General features: G+C 66.2%; 18 protein-coding genes. 16 read left to right on the top strand and 2 right to left on the bottom strand.

Annotated elements, in window-relative coordinates; all coding sequences use genetic code 11:
- The 5 genes from BTN82_RS00240 to BTN82_RS00260 form a co-directional block, all read left to right on the top strand.
- A partial coding sequence (locus BTN82_RS00240; protein ID WP_261792921.1) for a beta strand repeat-containing protein occupies nt 1-4,287 on the top strand: 4,287 nt, incomplete at its 5' end.
- Between the two features lie 42 nt (nt 4,288-4,329).
- Entirely contained in the window at nt 4,330-5,844 is a 1,515-nt protein-coding gene (locus tag BTN82_RS00245) for a TolC family protein (protein ID WP_075117187.1), read from the top strand.
- Complete coding sequence (cysC, locus tag BTN82_RS00250) at nt 5,828-6,430, top strand: adenylyl-sulfate kinase (RefSeq protein WP_075117188.1); 603 nt, start codon at nt 5,828-5,830, stop codon at nt 6,428-6,430. Before BTN82_RS00245 ends, cysC begins: the two co-directional genes overlap by 17 nt.
- A complete protein-coding gene (locus tag BTN82_RS00255) occupies nt 6,427-7,218 on the top strand; it encodes an aspartyl/asparaginyl beta-hydroxylase domain-containing protein (protein WP_075117189.1) in 792 nt (263 codons plus the stop codon). The genes cysC and BTN82_RS00255 overlap by 4 nt, the downstream gene beginning before the upstream one ends.
- A complete protein-coding gene (locus BTN82_RS00260) occupies nt 7,206-8,192 on the top strand; it encodes a sulfotransferase family protein (RefSeq protein ID WP_075117190.1) in 987 nt (328 codons plus the stop codon). The genes BTN82_RS00255 and BTN82_RS00260 overlap by 13 nt, the downstream gene beginning before the upstream one ends.
- Here the strand turns inward: BTN82_RS00260 and BTN82_RS00265 are convergent.
- Nucleotides 8,158-8,916: a slipin family protein gene (locus tag BTN82_RS00265; RefSeq protein ID WP_075117191.1), complete on the bottom strand. Its 759-nt coding sequence runs from the start codon at nt 8,914-8,916 to the stop codon at nt 8,158-8,160. The two genes, BTN82_RS00260 and BTN82_RS00265, sit on opposite strands and share 35 nt — an antisense overlap.
- Nucleotide 8,917: 1 nt before the next feature.
- Nucleotides 8,918-10,303 carry an NfeD family protein gene (locus BTN82_RS00270; RefSeq protein ID WP_075117192.1) on the bottom strand — a complete coding sequence of 462 codons (1,386 nt, stop codon included), beginning with the start codon at nt 10,301-10,303 and terminating at the stop codon, nt 8,918-8,920.
- A gap of 204 nt (nt 10,304-10,507) precedes the next feature.
- Between BTN82_RS00270 and BTN82_RS00275 the strand changes: the two genes are divergently transcribed.
- The 11 genes from BTN82_RS00275 (at nt 10,508) to BTN82_RS00325 (ending at nt 19,735) form a co-directional block, all read left to right on the top strand.
- A complete protein-coding gene (locus BTN82_RS00275) occupies nt 10,508-10,969 on the top strand; it encodes an aminoacyl-tRNA deacylase (RefSeq protein WP_075117193.1) in 462 nt (153 codons plus the stop codon).
- Nucleotides 10,970-11,097: 128 nt separating this feature from the next.
- Nucleotides 11,098-11,343, top strand: coding sequence for a DUF2789 domain-containing protein (locus tag BTN82_RS00280; RefSeq protein ID WP_044460525.1), 246 nt, complete (start codon nt 11,098-11,100; stop codon nt 11,341-11,343).
- Between the two features lie 64 nt (nt 11,344-11,407).
- Nucleotides 11,408-11,653 carry a type II toxin-antitoxin system prevent-host-death family antitoxin gene (locus BTN82_RS00285; RefSeq protein WP_075117194.1) on the top strand — a complete coding sequence of 82 codons (246 nt, stop codon included), beginning with the start codon at nt 11,408-11,410 and terminating at the stop codon, nt 11,651-11,653.
- 40 nt (nt 11,654-11,693) lie between these two features.
- Complete coding sequence (locus tag BTN82_RS00290; protein WP_261792924.1) at nt 11,694-11,924, top strand: type II toxin-antitoxin system RelE family toxin; 231 nt, start codon at nt 11,694-11,696, stop codon at nt 11,922-11,924.
- Between the two features lie 129 nt (nt 11,925-12,053).
- On the top strand, nt 12,054-12,482 hold the full coding sequence (locus BTN82_RS00295) for a MarR family winged helix-turn-helix transcriptional regulator (RefSeq protein ID WP_075117195.1): 429 nt from the start codon (nt 12,054-12,056) through the stop codon (nt 12,480-12,482).
- Entirely contained in the window at nt 12,479-14,563 is a 2,085-nt protein-coding gene (locus BTN82_RS00300; RefSeq protein WP_075117196.1) for an FUSC family protein, read from the top strand. The genes BTN82_RS00295 and BTN82_RS00300 overlap by 4 nt, the downstream gene beginning before the upstream one ends.
- A complete protein-coding gene (locus BTN82_RS00305; RefSeq protein ID WP_075117197.1) occupies nt 14,560-14,769 on the top strand; it encodes a DUF1656 domain-containing protein in 210 nt (69 codons plus the stop codon). The genes BTN82_RS00300 and BTN82_RS00305 overlap by 4 nt, the downstream gene beginning before the upstream one ends.
- Nucleotides 14,766-15,662, top strand: coding sequence for an HlyD family secretion protein (locus BTN82_RS00310; RefSeq protein WP_075117198.1), 897 nt, complete (start codon nt 14,766-14,768; stop codon nt 15,660-15,662). Before BTN82_RS00305 ends, BTN82_RS00310 begins: the two co-directional genes overlap by 4 nt.
- Nucleotides 15,659-17,107: an efflux transporter outer membrane subunit gene (locus BTN82_RS00315; protein ID WP_075117199.1), complete on the top strand. Its 1,449-nt coding sequence runs from the start codon at nt 15,659-15,661 to the stop codon at nt 17,105-17,107. Before BTN82_RS00310 ends, BTN82_RS00315 begins: the two co-directional genes overlap by 4 nt.
- A gap of 93 nt (nt 17,108-17,200) precedes the next feature.
- Nucleotides 17,201-17,845, top strand: a complete 645-nt coding sequence (locus tag BTN82_RS00320) for an NADH:ubiquinone oxidoreductase subunit N (protein ID WP_075117200.1) — start codon at nt 17,201-17,203, stop codon at nt 17,843-17,845.
- Between the two features lie 381 nt (nt 17,846-18,226).
- The gene (locus tag BTN82_RS00325) at nt 18,227-19,735 is read left to right on the top strand and encodes a YdgA family protein (protein ID WP_075117201.1); all 1,509 of its coding nucleotides are present in this window, start codon (nt 18,227-18,229) and stop codon (nt 19,733-19,735) included.
- Nucleotides 19,736-19,781: the final 46 nt, after the last annotated feature.

The following is a 19,781-nucleotide window of genomic DNA, read 5'->3' on the forward strand; positions in this document are numbered from 1 at the left end:
AACGCCGGCAGCGGCAGCACCGATTCCAACAACTACGCGATCGATACCCAGCGCCCGACCGCGACCATCGTGGTCGCCGACAGCACCCTGGTGGCCGGCGAAACGTCGCTGGTGACCATCACCTTCAGCGAGGCGGTGACCGGCTTCACCAACGCCGACCTGACCATCGCCAACGGCACCCTGACGGCGGTGAGCAGCAGCGACGGCGGTATCACCTGGACCGCCACGTTCACCCCGACGGTGGGCATCAACGACAGCACCAACCTGATCACCCTGAACAACACCGGGGTCAGCGATGTGGCCGGCAACATCGGCAGCGGCACCACCAACTCCAACAACTACAGCATCGACACCGTGCTGCCGACCGCGACCGTCGTGGTGTCGAACACGGCCTTGAAGATCGGTGACACCTCGCTGGTGACCATTACCTTCAGCGAGGCGGTAACTGGCTTCACCAACGCCGACCTGACCATCGCCAACGGCACCTTGAGCGCGGTCAGCAGCAGCGACGGCGGCGTTACCTGGACCGCTACCTTCACCCCGACGGCGAGCATTACCGACACCAGCAACCTGATCACCCTGGATAACAGCGGCGTGACCAATGCCTCCGGCAACGCCGGCAGCGGCACCACCGATTCCAACAACTACGCGATCGATACCGTGCGTCCGACCGCGACCATCGTGGTCGCCGACAGCGCCCTGGGCGTGGGCCAGACCTCGCTGGTGACCATCACCTTCAGCGAAGCGGTAACAGGTTTCTCCCTGGCCGACCTGACCGTGGCCAACGGTACGCTGAGCGGCTTGAGCACCAGCGACAACATCACCTACACGGCGACCCTCACCCCGACAGCGGGCATCACCGACACCAGCAACCTGATCACCCTGGACAACACCGGAGTGACGGACGGGGCGGGCAATGCCGGCAGCGGCAGCACCGATTCCAATAACTACGTCATCGACAGCCAGCGTCCGACCGCCACCATCGTGCTGGCCGACCCGACCCTCAAGGCTGGCGAAACGTCCTTGGTGACCATCACCTTCAGCGAGGCGGTCAGCGGTTTCGACAACAGCGACCTGACGGTGGCCAACGGCACCCTGACAGCGGTCAGCAGCAGCGACGGCGGCATCACCTGGACCGCCACGTTCACTCCGACGGTGGGCATCAACGACAGCACCAACCTGATCACCTTGAACAACACCGGGGTCAGCGACCTGGCGGGCAACGCCGGGACCGGCACCACCAACTCCGGCAACTACAGCATCGACACCGTGCTGCCGACGGCGACCATCGTGGTGGCGGACAACGCCTTGCGCGTCGGCGAAACGTCCTTGGTGACCATCACCTTCAGCGAGGCGGTGACGGGCTTCACCAACGCCGACCTGACCATCGCCAACGGCACCCTGAGCGCGGTCAGCAGCAGCGACGGCGGCATCACCTGGACCGCCACATTTACCCCGACGTCGAGCATTACCGACACCAGCAACGTGATTACCCTGGACAACAGCGGCGTGACCAATGCCTCCGGCAACGCCGGCAGCGGCACCACCGACTCCAACAACTACGCCATCGATACCCAGCGCCCAACCGCAACCATCGTGGTCGCCGACAGCGCCCTGGGCGTCGGCGAAACCTCGCTGGTGACCATTACCTTCAACGAGGCGGTAACCGGCTTCACCAACGCCGACCTGACCATCGCCAACGGCACCCTGAGCGCGGTCAGCAGCAGCGATGGCGGTATCACCTGGGTCGCGACCCTGACGCCGACCGCCGGCATCACCGACACCAGCAACGTGATTACCCTGGACAACACCGGTGTGACGGACGGGGCGGGTAATACCGGCAGCGGTAGCACCGACTCCAACAACTACGTCATCGACAGCCAGCGTCCGACCGCCACCATCGTCCTGGCCGACCCGACCCTCAAGGCTGGCGAAACGTCCTTGGTAACCATCACCTTCAGCGAGGCGGTCAGCGGTTTCGACAACAGCGACCTGACGGTGGCCAACGGTACCTTGAGCGCGGTCAGCAGCAGCGACGGCGGCATCACCTGGACCGCGACCTTCACCCCGACGGCGGGCATCACTGACCTGAGCAACCTGATCACCCTGAACAACACCGGGGTCAGCGACCTGGCGGGCAACGCCGGGACCGGCACCACCAACTCCGGCAACTACAGCATCGAAACCCTGGTGCCGACGGCCACTATCGTGGTCGCCGACACCGCCCTGAAGGCGGGCGAGACCAGCCTGGTGACCGTCACCTTCAGCGAAGCGGTGAGCGGTTTCAGCAACGCTGACCTGACCATCGCCAACGGCACCTTGAGCGCGGTCAGCAGCAGCGACGGCGGTATCACCTGGACCGCCACCTTCACCCCGAACGGCAACGTCAGTGACACCAGCAACGTCATCACCCTGGACAACAGCGGCGTGACCAACGCCTCCGGCAACGCCGGCAGCGGCAGCACCGACTCCAACAACTACGTCATCGACACGGCTCGCCCAACGGCGACCATCGTGGTGGCCAACCCGATCCTGCCGATCGGCGAAACCAGCCTGGTGACCATCACCTTCAGCGAAGCCGTGAGCGGTTTCGACAACAGCGACCTGACGGTGGCCAACGGTACCTTGAGCGCGGTCAGCAGCAGCGACGGCGGCATCACCTGGACCGCCACCTTCACGCCGACCGCCAACGTCAGCGATACCACCAACCTGATCACCCTCAACAATAGCGGGGTCAGCGACGCGGCGGGCAATGCCGGCAACGGCAGCACCGATTCCAACAACTTCGTGATCGACACCCAGCGGCCGACCGCCACCATCGTGCTGGCCGACAGCGCCCTGAAGGCCGGCGAAACCACCACGGTGACCATCACCTTCAGCGAGGCCATCAGCGGTTTCACCAACTCGGACCTGACGGTGGCCAACGGTACCTTGAGCGCCCTGAGCAGCAGCGACGGTGGGGTGATCTGGACCGCCACGTTCACCCCGGGCGTCAACATCAGCGACAGCAGCAACCAGATCACCCTGAACAATGCGGGCGTGATCGATGCGGTCGGCAACACGGGCAGCGGCACCACCGATTCGGCCAACTACGTCATCGACACCGCTCGCCCAACGGCGACCGTGGTGGTCGCCAACCCGATGCTGGCCGTGGGCGAGACGTCCCAGGTGACCATCACCTTCAGCGAAGCGGTAAGCGGCTTCGACAACAGCGACCTGACGGTGGCCAACGGCACGCTGAGCGCGGTCAGCAGCAGCGACGGCGGCATCACCTGGACCGCGACCTTCACTCCGACCGTCAACGTCAGCGATACCACCAACCTGATCACCCTCAATAACAGCGGGGTCAGCGACGCCTCGGGCAACACCGGGCTGGGCAGCACGGATTCGAACAACTACCTGATCGACACCCAGCGGCCGACCGCGACCGTCGTGGTCGCCAACAGCAGCCTCGGCGTCGGCCAGACCAGCCTGGTGACCATCACCTTCAGCGAAGCGATCAGCGGCTTCACCAACTCGGACCTGACGGTGGCCAACGGTACCCTGAGCGCCCTGAGCAGCAGCGACGGCGGCCGGACCTGGACCGCGACCCTGACGCCGACCGCCAACATCAGCGACACCAGCAACCTGATCACCCTCAACAACGGCGGGGTCAGCGATGCGTTCGGCAACGCCGGCAGCGGTACCACCGACTCCAACAACTACGCGATCAACACCGTGCCGCCGGCAAGCCCGACCACACCGTTGCCGGTCGGCGATCCGGAGTTCCGCGCCAGCGACCCAGTGATCCCGGCGTTGCCGCCTTACGTGCCGCTGCAGCCGACGATCGCCGCGCCGCCGGTCGGCAACCTCGGTTCGCCGCTGACCTTCGCGCCGCTGTTCGAGCAGCGTGTGCTGGGGGACGGTATCCGCCCATTGGGAGACATCTTCATCAACCGCGGGGCCCTGGCGCCGAGCTTCATTGCCCAGGTGTTCGGCAGCAGCGAGGCCGGCGGCGACGGCAACGGCCACGGTTTCCTGGGCTTCGGCGGTGGCGACGGCGGGGTGTTCGGGCAGAGCACGCTATCGGTGCTGTTTAGCCAAGAGACGGCCGCGGACGGCAATTCCTTCAAGGCCTTTGGCGATACGTCGATCAAGGCCGGCGATGTTTCCCACGGTTTGCGCGGTGTGTTTGGAGCACCGTCGCTGACCCAGCAATTGCAATGGATGCAAGACAGCGAGCAACGGCAGATCCGCGATCTGGCCAACGCTTTCGAATGGGCCGGCATCAGCGAAATGCAGGCTTGAAACAACACTTAATACGATGCGGCACCCAGGGGCGAAACAAGGATGAATACAAGTCAAAAGTTGTTTGGTGTCAGCTTGTTGGCGCTGATGGTCAGCGGTTGTGCCGTCAGCAGTAAACCGATCGAACGCAGCGACAGCGAGCAGCGCGCGAGGAGCGACCTGCAGAGCATGTTCAAGGACCAGGAGCCGCTGAGCGGCCCCCTGACCCTGCACCAGGCCATGGCCCGGGCGGTGAAATACAACCTCGAAGGCCGCTTGAAGATCATGGAGGAGGCCCTGGCCAAGCGTCAGCTGGACCTGGCCAGTTTCGACATGCTGCCGCGCATGGCGTTGTCCGCCGGCTACGTGGGGCGCAATAACGTCAGTGCCTCCAGCAGCCAGAGCGTGCAGACCGGCACCCAGTCCCTGGAACCGTCGACCTCCCAGGACCGCGACCGCAACGTGGCCGACCTGACCATGGTCTGGAACGTGCTGGACTTCGGCGTCAGCTACATCAACGCCAAGCAGCAGGGCGACCAGCGGCTGATCGTCCAGGAACGCCGGCGCAAGGTGATCAACACCATCGTCCAGGACGTACGCTCGGCCTACTGGCGGGCGGTGGCGGCGGAACGCCTGCTCAAGCAGATCGACAGCCTCATGGGCCGGGTCGACCAGGCCCGCAACAACAGCCAGAGCATGAGCCAGCAGCGCATCGGCGACCCGGTGCAGGCCCTGGCCTACCAGCGCTCGCTGATCGAAGCCACGCGCCAGCTGGAAGAGCAGCGCCGGGCGCTGTCCCTGGCCAAGACCGAGCTGGCGACCCTGATCAACCTGCCGATGGGCACCAACCTGACCCTGGCGACCACGGACGACTATCCGGTGCCGGAGCTCAAGGTCGAGCTGTCGCGCCTCGAACACGAAGCCTTGACCAGCCGTCCGGAGCTGCGCGAGCAGGATTACCAGAGCCGCATCAGCGCCGCGGAAACCCGCAAGGCCATGCTGCGCCTGCTGCCGGGCCTGGAGTTCTCCGCCGGCGGGCATTACGACAGCAACTCGTTCCTGGTCAACGACAAGTGGGCCGACTACGGGGTCAAGGTCACCTGGAACCTGTTCAACGTGTTGTCCGCGCCGGCCGCCATCGACACCGCCAAGGCCGGTGAAGATGTCGCCGCGGCACGCCGCCAGGCGATGTCCATCGCCGTGCTGGCCCAGGTCTATGTGGCCAACGCCAACTACCGCGACGCGCTGCGCCAGTTCAAGACCAGCCAGGAGCTGGCGGACATCGACGGGCAGATCGTCGGCCAGCTGCGCAACCGCTACCAGGCCAACGGCATCGGCGAACTGGACCTGATCCAGGGTGAGTTGAACACCTTGCAGGCGGACCTGCGCCGCGACTTGGCCTATGCCGACCTGCGCAACGCCTATGGGCAGATCTTCGCCAGCGCCGGGCTCGACCCGTTGCCCAACGAGGTGCAGTCGACCCAGGTGCAGTCCATCGCCACGGCGCTGGCCAGCCGCGAAGCCGACTGGGCGGCGGGCAACATCACGGTGCCGCCGGCCCATGCCCCAAGACAGTAACTTGCTGGCGCCCACGGCCAGCGTCAGTCGCGCCCGGCGCGAGGCTCGCAACGGTCATCGCGGCGTGGCGATCCTGCTGACCGGCCTGCCGGCGGCGGGCAAGTCGACCCTGGCCCAGGCGCTGCAGGCCGAGCTGTTCCAGCAAGGCCGGCAGAGCCTGGTGCTGGACGGCGACGCCCTGCGCGGCGGCCTGAACCGCGACCTGGGTTTCGCCGAAGCCGACCGCCGGGAAAACATCCGCCGGGCCAGCGAGTTGGCGGCCCTGCTGGTGGACAACGGGCAGATCGTGATCCTGGCGATGATCGCGCCTTTGATCGAGCAGCGCGAACTGTTCGCCCGGCGCCTGGGCGAGGACTACCTGGAAGTCTGGTGCAGCGCTTCGCTGGCGGTGTGCGAGCGGCGCGATCCCAAGGGCCATTACGCCCGCGCGCGCAGCGGCGCGCTGCCCGGTTTCACCGGTATCTCGGCGCCCTACGAACCGCCGCGGGCCGCGCTGGAGCTGGACACCGGCGGCCAGTCGGTCGACGCCTGCCTGGAGCAACTGCTCGGTTGGCTGGCGGAACGCAAGGTGCTGCCCGCCTCATGAACCGCCCGGCGTTTGCCCGGTTGCCTGTCGCTGTGGATCTGCCGCGCTTGTTGCGCGCCTTGTCGCGCATCGACGCGAACGCCTGGCAGGGCCATTTCAACGGCGACTATTACGACGGCGAGTGGAGCGGCGTGGCGCTGATCTCGGCGGCCGACGCGCCGTCGGAACTGGCGCCGGGCAGGGGCTTGCCGGTGCAGCGCGGGCCCTGGCAGCACGACCCCGACTGGCAGCACGCGTTGCAGCCACTGCCTGTGCGGATCGTCTCGGCGCGCCTGCTGCGGCTGGGGCCGGGGGCGCGCATCCACGAGCACCGCGACTACGACCTGGGCGGCCCGGACGCCGACCTGCGCCTGCATATCCCGCTGCTCAGCCCGCCCGAGGTGGACTTCTTGCTCGACGGCCAGCGCATGCCCATGGCCGCGGGCGAATGCTGGTTTCTCGACCTGTCGCTCCCGCATCGGGTCGACAATCACGACCGCGAGGCCCGCGTTCACCTGGTACTCGACTGTCGCCCCGGACCGTGGCTGGAACAGGCGATCGGCCAAGGCCTTGCGACCACTCCTGCGCCCGGCGTGGGCCGTGCTGCCTTGGCCTTCGCGCAGTTTTGCCGCTTGCTGGAAAACGACGCCGCGCTGTGCCGGGCCTTGCAGGATGCGACCGACAGCGAAACCTTCATCGAGCGCACCCTGGCCCTGGCGGCCGAACGCGGGCTGCTGTTCGGCCGCGAAGAATTGCGTTCGGCCATGCGCCAGGGACGTCGCCGCTGGAACGAACAATGGACGGCCTGAACCTGCACGGCTGGTTGCCGATTCGCATCTGGCAGCCCCAGGGCGAATGGACGGTCGACTGGTGCTGGTTCGGCGACCGGCCGCTGCGCCAGCCGTTTTTCCGCGACGCGGTCGAAGAGGCGCTGCGCCTGCCGTTCAACCAGGCGTTTCGCCGCCAGACGCCTCTAGCGGCCCTCACGCAATGGCAGCAGCGCAGCCCGGGCCTGGCACCCAGCGCCTTTATTTTTCACGCCTCGCGCTGTGGCTCGACCCTGGTCAGCCAGATGCTCGCCCGGCTCGACGACCACATCGTGGTGTCCGAACCGCCGCCGCTGGATGCCCTGTTGCGCAGCTCGCTGCCTACGCCCGAACGGGCCGTCGCGGTCCGGGGGCTGCTGTCGGCCTATGGGCAGGTGCGCGCTGGCGGCGAACGGCGGCTGGTGATCAAGCTCGATGCCTGGAACATCGGCGAGCTGCCGCTGCTGCGCCAGTGCCATGCCGATACGCCGTGGCTGTTCCTGTACCGCGACCCGCTGGAAATCGCCGTGTCGCACCTGCGCCGCAGCGGCCTGCACATGACTCCGGGGCTGCTCGGGCCTTGCGCGCTGGACGATGGCGAGCCGTTGCGCGACCGTGAAAGCTGGATCGCCCGGCGCTTGGGGCGCCTGTTGCAACTGGGGCTGGAGCATTGCCGCGAGCACGGCGGCCTGGCGCTGAACTACAGCGAGTTGCCTGCCGCGATGGACGGCCACCTGGGCGACTTTTTCGGCCTGAGCGCCGCTCAGCGTCGAGCGGCGTTCGAGTGCGTCGGCCAGCATGCCAAGCAGCCGGCGCAGGCCTTCGCCGACGACCGCCAGGGCAAGCAGGCCCAGGCCTCAGCCGGGCTCCGGGAGCAGCTGGAGTGCTGGGCGCAGGCGCCTTACGCGGCGCTGGAGCAATGGCGCGGCGCGGGTACCGGGCTCACTCTTTGCGCGACAAGTCCGCCATGCCCTTGAGCAATTCGATGGGCAGCGGAAAGACGATGGTCGAGCTCTTGTCCCCGGCGATCGACCCCAGGGTCTGCATGTAGCGCAACTGCATGGCCCCGGGCTGGCGGCCGAGCATTTCGGCGGCCTGCATGAGTTTTTCCGAGGCCTGCAGTTCGCCTTCGGCATGGATCACCTTGGCCCGGCGTTCGCGTTCGGCCTCGGCCTGCTTGGCGATGGCGCGGATCATCGACTCGTTGAGGTCGACATGCTTGATCTCGACGTTCGCCACCTTGATGCCCCAGGCGTCGGTCTGGGCGTCGAGCACCTGCTGGATATCGGCGTTCAGGCGCTCGCGCTCGGCCAGCAGCTCGTCCAGCTCGTGTTTGCCCAGCACCGCGCGCAGGGTGGTCTGGGCCAATTGGCTGGTGGCCATGAGGAAGTCCTCGACCTGGATGATCGCCTTCTGCGAGTCGAGCACGCGGAAGTACAGCACGGCGTTGACCTTGACCGAGACGTTGTCGCGGGTGATCACGTCTTGCGGCGGCACATCGAGCACCACGGTGCGCAGGTCGACGCGAACCATCTGCTGCACTATCGGAATCAGCAGCACCAGCCCCGGCCCCTTGACCCGCCAGAAGCGTCCCAGCTGGAACACCACCGCGCGTTCGTATTCGCGCAGGATGCGAAACGTCGAGACCGCCAGCGCCAGGAACAACGCCAGCAGCGCGCCAAAACCCAATTCCAGACCCATTTCATCCTCCTCGCGGCACGGTCTCGGCCGTCGTCACTTCCAACAGCAGGCCCTTGCGCGCCACCACCCGCACCCCTTGCCCGGCGTGCAGCGGCGTGGCGCAGAGGACCTGCCAGTGTTCGCCCTGCAACAGCACCCAGCCGTTGTAGGGGTTGCCCGGTTGCACGGCGGTGATCGGCGTGACGCTGCCCACCAACCCGGCATCGCCGGCCACCGATTGGCGCCGTCGCGCGCGTAGCGCCATGCTCGCCAACGCCACTAGCAAGAGTGCGCTGATCAGCGCCAGGCCGATGATCAGCGGCAGGGGAATGCCATAACCCGGGACGTCGGTGTCCATCAGGATCACCGCGCCCACGACGAAGGCGACGATCCCGCCGAAGCCGACGACGCCGAAGGTCGGCAGAAAGGCTTCGGCGACCATGAAGGCGATGCCCAGCAGGATCAGGGCCACGCCGGCGTAGTTCACCGGCAGCAGTTGCAAGGCGTACAGGCCGAGCAGCAGGCAGATGCCGCCGAGCACGCCGGGCACCGCGGTGCCCGGGTTGACGAACTCGAAGAACAGCCCGTAGATGCCGATCATCATCAGGATCAGCGCCACGCTGGGGTGGGTGATGACCGACAGCAGCTGGGTGCGCCAGTCCGGGTCGTGATGGATCACCGCGGCGCCGAGGGTATGCAGCTGCGCTTCGTGGCCGGCGGCGTTGAAGGTCTTGCCGTCGAGTTGCTTGAGCAGGCCGTCGAGGTCGGCCGCCACGTAGTCGACCACCTTGAGCTTCAAGGCTTCCTGGGCCGGCAGGCTGACGGCCTGGCGCACCGCCTGCTCGGCCCATTCGGCGTTGCGCCCGCGCAATTGCGCCAGGCCGCGCAGGTAGGCGGCGGCGTCGTTGATCTGCTTGTGGGTGAGGGTGTCGGTTGGCGCTTGCGGGGTTTTGTCCGAGCGCGGCGCGGCGGGCGGATTGGCGCCGGGATCGGGCTGCCCCGGCATGCCTAGCTGTACTGGCGTCGCGGCGCCGAGGTTGGTGCCCGGGGCCATGGCGGCGATGTGGCTGGCATACAGGATATAGGTGCCGGCGCTGGCGGCCCGGGCGCCGCTGGGGGCGACGAAACCGGCTACCGGGACGGGGCTGGCGAGAATCGCCTTGATGATCGCGCGCATCGAGGTGTCGAGGCCGCCCGGGGTGTCGATCCCCAGGACTACCAGCTGCGCGTGTTCGTCGGCCGCCTTGCCCAGCCCGCGCACGATGTAGTCGGCGCTGGCGGGGCTGATCACATCGTTGACCGTGAGCACCACCACCGGGTCCACGGCCTGGGCGTGCCCGGTCGGTAAACCGATCAGCAACCCCAGCAGCCATGCCTTCAGCCCTGTCCGCCACCCGCGCCCGTTCATCCGACCCTCCCGGAGCGGCATGCGCCAGCCACTCGTTGGTCCTGTCCTTGAGTCTAGTTGAGCCCGGGGTCGATCAAGTTTTGTACCGTCGCGCCGTTCGGAAGTTCGCCGGTGGCCGGGGCGCGCAGGGGCCTAGACTTTCCGTAGGGAGTACCCGTCGTTAACCCACCGTCCTGCAACGTCGCGAGGACATCGAGGTGCATCATGCGTATGGCAAGAACCGTGCAACGCAGCCTGGAACGGGCGCATTGCGACTTTGACGTGGTGGCTCACCCGCATTCGGCGAGCAGCCTGGAGACCGCTCGGGTAGCGGGCGTTCCCGCCGAACGCGTGGCCAAGTCGGTGATCCTCGACGACCATCACGGCCACTATCTGATGGCGGTGCTGCCGGCCAGCCGGCACCTGGACCTGAGCAAGGTGCGCGGTAGCGGCGAATGGCAGATCACCCGGGAAAGCACCCTGGCGCATCTGTTCAACGACTGCGAGCGCGGCGCGGTGCCGGCCCTGGGCGAGGCCTACGGCCTGGACGTGGTGATCGACCCGCTGCTGACCCGGCAGAAAGACATCTATGTGGAGGCCGGCAACCACAACAACCTGCTGCACCTGAGCATGGACGAGTACCTGAAAATGGTGCCCCATGCACAGGTGTGCGAGCTCAGTGACTAGTCCGCTGAAACTTTTCGCCAGCACGCTCGCTCCTACAGGAAAATGCCTGCCCGTGCAGGAGCGAGCTTGCTCGCGCCCGACTGCGCAGCAGTCGTCCGACATCCCTCTGAACCGCATCAGGAGCCCCCATGGAATCCCCATCCCACAGCCTGCCCGCCCTGTTCAAGCAACTGGGCCTGCCCGACGACCCCGTCGGCATCGATCGTTTCATCGCCACCCATTCGCCACTCAAGCCCGAGTTGCATCTGGCGGATGCATTTTTCTGGACCCGCAGCCAGGCGGATTTCCTGCGTAACGAGATTCTCGACGACGCCGACTGGGCGGAAGTGGTGGATCAGCTGGATGTGTTGTTGAGGAAGGGGCGGGGAGGTTGAGGCGAGCAGATTGATGTCGTCGTGTAAATAGACCAAAATCGAGACCAAATTTGAGGTCTTGATTATGCAAAGCGTATTGGCTGATAAAGCTGTCAGCGTGTCTGAGTTGAAAAAAAATCCCTCGGCTGTCCTGAACGGCGCGCACGGTGGCCCGGTTGCGGTGCTCAATCACAATCGGGTCATGGGGTATATGGTCCCGGCCGATGTGTTCGAGGCCATGATGGAGCGCCTCGACGATCTCGAGCTGGCGGAGATTGTCCGGTCCCGTCGCCATGAGACGCCGGTCCCGGTAAATCTGGATGACTTATAAGCTCCAGTTCCTGCCCTCGGCGCGCAAGGAATAGGACAAGCTGGGCCATACCCTGCGCGAGCAATTCAAGAAGAAGCTGGCCGAGCGGCTGGAGTTGCCACGGGTTCCCGCGGATGCCCTGCACGGTATGGCGGATTGCTACAAGATCAAACTCAAGGCCTCTGGTTATCGCCTGGTTTATCAAGTGATCGAAGACCAGATTGTGGTTTCGGTGGTGGCCGTGGGTAAGCGTGAACGCGGTGCCGTGTATGAGCCTGCCCGAAAACGCTGAGGCGTTTCGCCAGTGGTCGCTCAATTGTTTCAAAACTTGACTGAATTTATCCCCCTCATGCACCATTGATAGTTAGCAAACTAACAGTGTGCGAATGCTCTTGTGCCCGACTCTCTCGAATCGCTCCAGATGAACATCAGCAGTGGCATGGTGGTCGCCGCGCGGCATTGGCGGCGGATCTGCCAGACCACGCTGGTCAACTATGGAATCTCCGAAGCCTGTGCCGTGCCCCTGCTGATGATCGGGCGCCTGGGCGAAGGCGTGCGCCAGGTGACGGTGGCGCAAGCGGCGGGGATGGAAAGCCCGTCCCTGGTACGCCTGCTGGACCAGCTGTGCAGCGCCGGTTACGCCCTGCGCACGGAAGACCCCCACGATCGCCGGGCCAAATGCCTGAGCCTGACCGACGCCGGCCGCGAACTGGTGCAGTCGGTGGAAGCCGAGCTGGTGCGCCTGCGCGGCGAAGTGCTGGCGGGCATCCCGCCGGCGGACCTGGAAGCGGCGCTGCGGGTGATCCGTGCCTTCGAGTCGGCTGCCCAGCTGCCGGCGGTGCCTTCTTGAACGGATTCTTTACCGGCGTACCGCCGGCGCGGGACTGGTTCTACGGGGTGCGGACCTTCGCCGCGTCGATGATCGCCCTGTACATCGCGATGCTCATGCAGATGCCGCGGCCGTACTGGGCGATGGCCACGGTGTACATCGTCTCCAGCCCCTTCGTCGGGCCCACCAGTTCCAAGGCGTTGTACCGCGCGGTCGGGACCTTTCTCGGCGCCACTGCGGCGGTGTTGTTCGTGCCGATGTTCGTGCAGAGCCCCTATCTGCTGGTGGTGATCATCGCCCTGTGGACCGGCATCCTGCTGTTTTTGTCCCTGCACCTGCGCACGGCCAACAGCTATGCGCTGATGCTGGCCGGCTACACCCTGCCGCTGATCGCCCTGCCGGTGGTGGATAACCCGCTGGGGGTGTGGGATGTGGCGGAGGCCCGCACCGAGGAGATTTTCCTCGGCATCGTCTGCGCGGCGGTGGTCGGCAGCCTGTTCTGGCCGCGGCGGCTGGCGCCGGTGTTCGTCGATTCGGCGGGCAAATGGTTCAGCGACGCGTCCACCTACAGCCAGCGTTTCCTCGCCCGCAACGTGCAGCCCGAGGAAGTCAGCGCCCTGCGCGCGTCCATGGTCGCCACCTTCAACAGCCTGGAACTGATGATCGGCCAGTTGCCCCACGAAGGCGCGCGTCCGCAGACCGTGCGCAATACCAAGGAGCTGCGCGGGCGCATGATCCACCTGCTGCCGGTGGTGGACGCCCTGGACGATGCGCTGTACGCCCTGGAGCGGCGCACCCCGGAGTTGGTGGAGCGGTTCGCGCCGCTGCTGGCCGAGGCCGGCGAGTGGCTGCAAGGCACTGCCCAGGGCGCGCCGGTCGAACGCTGGCAGGCCCTGCGTGGCCGGCTCGAAGCCTTGCAGCCGGACGCCGAGAGCCTGGACGACCGGCGCCAGCTGCTGTTTTCCAACGCCCTGTACCGCCTCGGCGAGTGGATCGATTTGTGGCAGGACTGCCGCAGCCTGCAGCAGGCCATCCAAGGCGAAAGCCAGGAGCCTTGGCGCGCGGTCTATCGCCATTGGCGCCTGGGCCGCCTGACGCCGTTCCTCGACCGCGGGCTGATGCTGTATTCGGCAGCCTCCACGGTGCTGGCGATCATTGTCGCCTCGGTGCTGTGGATTCTCCTGGGCTGGACCGACGGCGGCAGCGCGGTAATCCTGGCGGCGGTGGCCTGCAGCTTCTTCGCCTCGATGGACGACCCGGCGCCGCAGATCTACCGGTTCTTCTTCTGGACCGCGATGTCGGTGCTGTTCGCCAGCCTCTACCTGTTCCTGATCCTGCCCAACCTGCATGATTTCCCGATGCTGGTGCTGGCCTTCGCCGTGCCGTTCATCTGCGTCGGCACCCTGACGGTACAGCCGCGCTTCTACCTGGGCATGCTGCTGACCATCGTCAACACCTCGTCCTTCATCAGCATCCAGGGTGCCTACGACGCCGACTTCCTGAGTTTCGCCAACTCCAACCTGGCCGGGCCCATGGGGCTGCTGTTCGCCTTCGTCTGGACCCTGGTCGCCCGGCCGTTCGGCGCGGAGCTGGCGGCCAAGCGCCTGACGCGTTTCAGCTGGCAGGACATTGTCGGCATGACGGAACCGGCGAACCTGGCCGAACACCGGCACCTGGGCGTGCAAATGCTCGACCGCCTGATGCAGCACCTGCCGCGCCTGGCCATGACCGGCCAGGACACCGGCGCTGCCCTGCGCGAAGTGCGCGTCGGCTTGAACCTGCTGGACCTGCTGGCCTACGCGCCGCAGGCCCAGGGCAATGCCCAGGCGCTGCTGCGCCAGGTGGTGGCCGAGGTCGGCGGTTACTTCAAGGCCTGCCTTGAGGCCGGCGAACGCTTGCCGGCGCCCGGCCCGTTGCTGATGACCCTGGACCGCGCCCGCCGTGCGCTGGATGCCCACAGCCAGGACGACCGGCAAACCCGTTTGCACCTGCTGCATGCCCTCAGCGGCCTGCGCCTGGCGCTGTTGCCCGGCGTGGAGTTCGTCGGCGGCGGCGAGCTGGCCGAACCCCTTCCCCATGGCATCGACGGAGCGCCTTTATGATCGGTGACCTGGATATCAGCGGGGTGTTCCTGCCCACGCTGCTGGTGCTGATGGGCATTACCTATGGCGTGTACCTGGTGGTGCACGGGCTGCTGACGCGCCTGCACTTTTATCGTCTGGTCTGGCACCGGGCTTTGTTCAATGTGGGTCTCTACGCCTTGCTGCTCGGCGCGGTGGATTCACTCAGTCGATACCTGATGACATGAAAAAACCTTTATTGACCCTTGGCCGTGTCGTCCTGACCTTGCTGGTGGTGAGCTTCGCGGTCGTGGTGGTCTGGCGCATGGTGATGTACTACATGTTCGCGCCCTGGACCCGGGACGGGCATATCCGCGCCGACATCGTGCAGATCGCCCCGGACGTCTCCGGGCTGATCCAGCAGGTCGAGGTGCGCGACAACCAGCTGGTCAAGCGCGGCCAGGTCCTGTTCAGCATCGACCAGGACCGCTTCGGCCTGGCCCTGCGCCAGGCCAAGGCCGCCCTGGCCGACCGCCAGGAAACCCTGGCCCAGGCCCAGCGCGAGGCCAGGCGCAACCTCGGCCTGGGCAACCTGGTGCCGCGCGAGCAACTGGAAGAAAGCCAGTCGCGCGTGGCCCGCGCCCAGTCGGCCCTGGCCGAAGCCCAGGTGGCGGTGGACAGCGCCCAGTTGAACCTCGACCGTTCGGTGATCCGCAGCCCGGTGGACGGCTACGTCAACGACCGCGCGCCGCGTACCCAGGAATTCGTCACCGCCGGGCGCCCGGTGCTGTCGGTGGTGGACAGCAACTCCTTTCACATCGACGGTTATTTCGAGGAAACCAAGCTCGACGGCATCCATGTCGGCCAGGGCGTCGATATCCGCGTGGTCGGCGACCGCGCGCGGCTGCGCGGGCATGTCGAGAGTATCGTCGCCGGGATCGAGGACCGCGACCGCAGCAGCGGCTCCAACCTGTTGCCCAACGTCAACCCGGCCTTCAGCTGGGTGCGCCTGGCCCAGCGGATTCCGGTGCGTATCGCCTTCGACGAGGTGCCGGAGGACTTCCGCATGATCGCCGGGCGCACCGCCACCGTCTCGATCATCGACGACCAGGCCCGATCCCGGTCGGAGTCGGCGCAATGAACACGGCGGCGCGTTTGGCCGCGGCCGGGCTCGGCCTGCTGCTGTCGGCCTGCCAGATGGTCGGCCCGGATTACCAGTTGCCGAAAGACGCGGCGGTGCAGCGCAACGATCTCCAGGGCCAGCTGGCCGGTGCGAGCGACAGCGTGGTCTCGGCGCCGGTCCCGGCCGACTGGTGGCGCCTGTACCAGGACCCGCGCCTGGACCAGCTGGTGCAACAGGCCATGGCCTCCAACACCGACCTGCGGGTGGCCGCGGCCAACCTCGCGCGGGCCCGCGCCCAGGTCGACGAGGCCCAGGCGGCCGGCGGCTGGAGCGGCGGGGCCAAGGCCGGGGTCGAGCGTTTGCAGGAGTCCGGCGAAGCCTTCCTGCTGCCGGAAAAAGTGCCGGTGGCCAACGTCGGCAACCTGTCCATCAGCACCTCTTACCAGTTCGACCTGTTCGGCACCCTGCAACGCGGCATCGAGGCCGCCAAGGCCAATGCCGACGCCACCCAGGCCGCGGCCGACACCGCGCGCATCACCCTGGTGGCCGACGTGGTGCGGGCCTACACCCAGGTCTGCGCGGCCAACGAGGAGCGCGAGATCGCCGAGCATTCCCTGGCCTTGCAGGCCCAGAGCACCGAGTTGACCCAGCGCCTGCGCGACGCCGGGCGCGGCGACGAGACCCAGGTCACCCGTTCGCAGACCCAGTTCAAATCCCTGCGCGCCGAACTGCCGCGTTACGAAGCGGCGCGCCAGGCGGGCCTGTTCCGCCTGTCCATGCTCCTGGCCCAGCCGCTGGACCAGATGCCGGCCGGCACCGACCGCTGCGCCGAGCTGCCGCACATTGCGCAATTGTTGCCGGTGGGCGACGGCGCGACGCTGCTCAAGCGCCGCCCCGACGTGCGCCAGGCCGAACGTCGTCTGGCGGCCGCCACCGCGCAAATCGGCGTGGCCACCGGCGCGCTGTACCCGGACATCAGCATCGGCGCCACTATCGGCACCGTGGGCATTCTCGACAACCTCGGCGAACCGTCCACCAACCGTTGGGGGTTCGGCCCGCTGATCAGCTGGAGCGTGCCGTCCAACGGCGCCCGCGAACGCATCCGCGAGGCCGAGGCCGCGAGCCAGGGCGCCCTGGCGCATTTCGATGGGGTGGTGCTCAACGCCATTCGCGAAACCCAGACGGGCCTTGCCCAATACAGCGCGCAACTGCAGCGCCGCGACGCCCTGGCCGATGCCGAGCAATCGGCCCGGCAGGCCGCCGACCAGACCCATCGTTTCTTCCAGGCCGGCCGCGCCTCGTTCCTCGCCGACCTCCAGGCGACCCGTACCTATACCGACGTGCGGGCCCAACTGGCGGCGGCCAACACCCAGGTGGCCATGAGTCAGATCGACCTGTTCCTGGCCCTGGGCGGCGGCTGGGAAAGCGGACGAACGCAAGCCTCGAACCCCGGCAAACCCTGAGGCCATTGCTATGCTTTGAACAGTTGGCCGGAGACCTTGCGTCCAGTGTCCGGCCAGCGCTCAAGGCACGTGATGGTCATGGGGATTCCAATAATGAAAAACCCTTATGCTCTCGGCTTCTGGTGCGCGATCGTTGCACTGGTGCTGCTCTCGGCGACTTACTTCTACGGCGTCATGCTGGCGCATCAGATCGACAAGGCGATGGTGTTTCTCGACAGCGCCACCGCGCTGGTCGCGGTGACCGCCATCGTGTTTGTCGCCTGGGCGTCGTTCCAGACCCAGAAAATCAAGAAAAAACAGCTGGAGCAGGGCAAGACCCTGGTGGCGATCTGGGACACCAAAGTCGCCCTGCGCCGGGTCGAGACAGTGTTCGACCGTTACTTCTGGGGCAGTTACTGGCAGCCGGGGCGGACCTTCCAGGAAGTCATGGGCGAACTGACCGGCACGCCCCTGGAAAAAAGCCTCGAAGACTTGAAAAAACAGTGCGTGCAGCTCGACAAGCAGGCCGCGGACGGCCGCCATTGGTTGAACAATGCCCGCGAGCTGTCCGACGTCGCCGCCGCCATGGCCCGCGAACGTTATCAACTGGACTTCTGCGACCCGCGCGCGCAAGCGCCGGGCGGCGCGGTGATCAACCGCGATTTCGAAGTGCTGGTCTACACCTGGACCGCGCGGCTGAAAAGCTTCGATCACCAGCTCGACGCAATGGAAGTCGAATACTCCGAACACGCAGCCTGACACGCTAACCGACCTGCGACCGCTGCGCGCTCGATCGCAGCCTGCGGCAGCGGCTACAGGAATCGTGGTACCTGTAGCCGCTGCCGAGCCCGCGAGGCTGCGTACGGTTGCGTAGCAACCGCAAACCCTGAATCCGCGATCCCCCTGGAAAAACACGCTGGCCCAGCCGCCACCGTCTACGCCGCCAATCGCCGCCCGTACCGCCGCCCGCGGGCAGCGTTTCCTGCCCCACGCATTAGCAACTTTTCACATGGAAAGGTTGGGCCGTGAGGCTCGGCCGGTGCTAATCTTCGGCAGTTTTATGCACAGTCGAGCCACGACCCGTCTCGGGTTCAGGGAAGACGACCACTCATTCAAGCAACGGATCGATCGGGTCAACTAATGAATAAATCAGCAGGCGTACTGTTAGGAATCGTCGTCGCGGTAGGCGCTATCAGTGCCGGCGGCGCCTGGTATACCGGGACCAAGCTGGAGGGTGTGCTGCAAACCTCCATCGCCGACGCCAACAAGGAGCTGCAGGCGGCCATGGTCGGTTCCAACGGTACCGCCAGCCTGGAGCTGGTGTCGCTGCAGCGCAATCTGTTCAGCAGCACCGCGCGCTATCGCCTCAAGGGCCAGGGCGAAATGTTCGGTGGCGACGCCGAGGGCGTCGAGTTGGTGTTCGTCGACCATATAGAACACGGCCCGCTGCCGTTCTCGCGGCTGCTGACGCTGAAATGGCTGCCGGTCATGGCCACCAGTCACTACGAGCTGGAAAAGAACGCCCTGACCGAAAAATGGTTCGCCGCCACCAAGGACGCCTCGCCACTCAAGGGCGTGGTCAACCTGGGCTACGACCGCTCCGCCACCGGCACCCTGGAATTGCTGCCGCTGGAAACCGCCCTGGACGACAAGTCGACCCTCAAGTTCTCCGGCCTGGCCCTGAACGTTTCGACCAGTGCCCAAGCGCAGAAGGTCAAGGCCGAAGGCTATATGGACAGCCTCAAGCTCAACAGCGTCGCCGAAGACCAGACGCCGGTGCAGATCGAGCTCAACGGCCTGACCCTGGCCAGCAACCTGACCAAGAGCAGCTACGGCTTCTACGTCGGCGACAACACCCTGGAACTGAGCACCACCAAGGCCACCTTCGGCGAGAAACAGTCGGTGCTCAGCTTCAAGGACTCGGAGGTCAAGAGTTCGACCGACGAGACCGGCGCCCACCTGGCCGGCCGTGCCGACTACAAGGTTGGCGAAGTGGCCCTCAACGGCAAGGCGGTCGGTTCGGCGCAAATGGCCTGGAGCATGAAGAACCTCGACATCGCCTCCGGCATGTCGCTGATGCAGGTCTACCAGAACAAGCTGCAACCCTACGAAGACGCGGTCGCCGCGGCCGATGCCGCCGGCGAGCCGGCCCCCGAGCTGAACCTGAGCGAGGCCGAACAGGCCCAGGTCAAGGCCGACCTGGAAAAACTGCTGGCCGCCCAGCCGCATATCGCCCTGGAAAACCTCTCGTTCAAGACCAGCAACGGCGAAAGCCGCCTGAGCCTGGTGGTGGACCTGAACAAACCGCAGTCCATGGAGCTGCCGCCGGCCGAACTGGGCAAGCAACTGCTCACCCAGCTGGACCTGAACCTGCTGCTGTCCAAGCCGATGATCGCCGACGTGGCCTCGCTGCAGGCGCAGCTGGACGGCGTGAGCGACGCCAAGGCCATCGCCGACCAGGGCAGCATGGCCGCCGAGATGGTCAGCGGCATGGCATTGGGCACTCAGTTGGCCAAGCTGGAAGGCAGCGACATCGTCTCCAAGGTGCGTTATGCCAACAACGAAGTGGACTTCAACGGGCAGAAAATGACGCCTGAGCAGTTCCTCGGTTTTGTCATGGGCAAACTGGGGGCTGTTACCGTCCAGTAAGTCGCAAAAGCCCCTGACAGGGGGTTTCAATCCAGAACGCCCGGCC

Origin of the sequence: Pseudomonas chlororaphis (genome assembly GCF_001921865.1) — a bacterium.
Lineage (GTDB): Bacteria > Pseudomonadota > Gammaproteobacteria > Pseudomonadales > Pseudomonadaceae > Aquipseudomonas > Aquipseudomonas chlororaphis_D.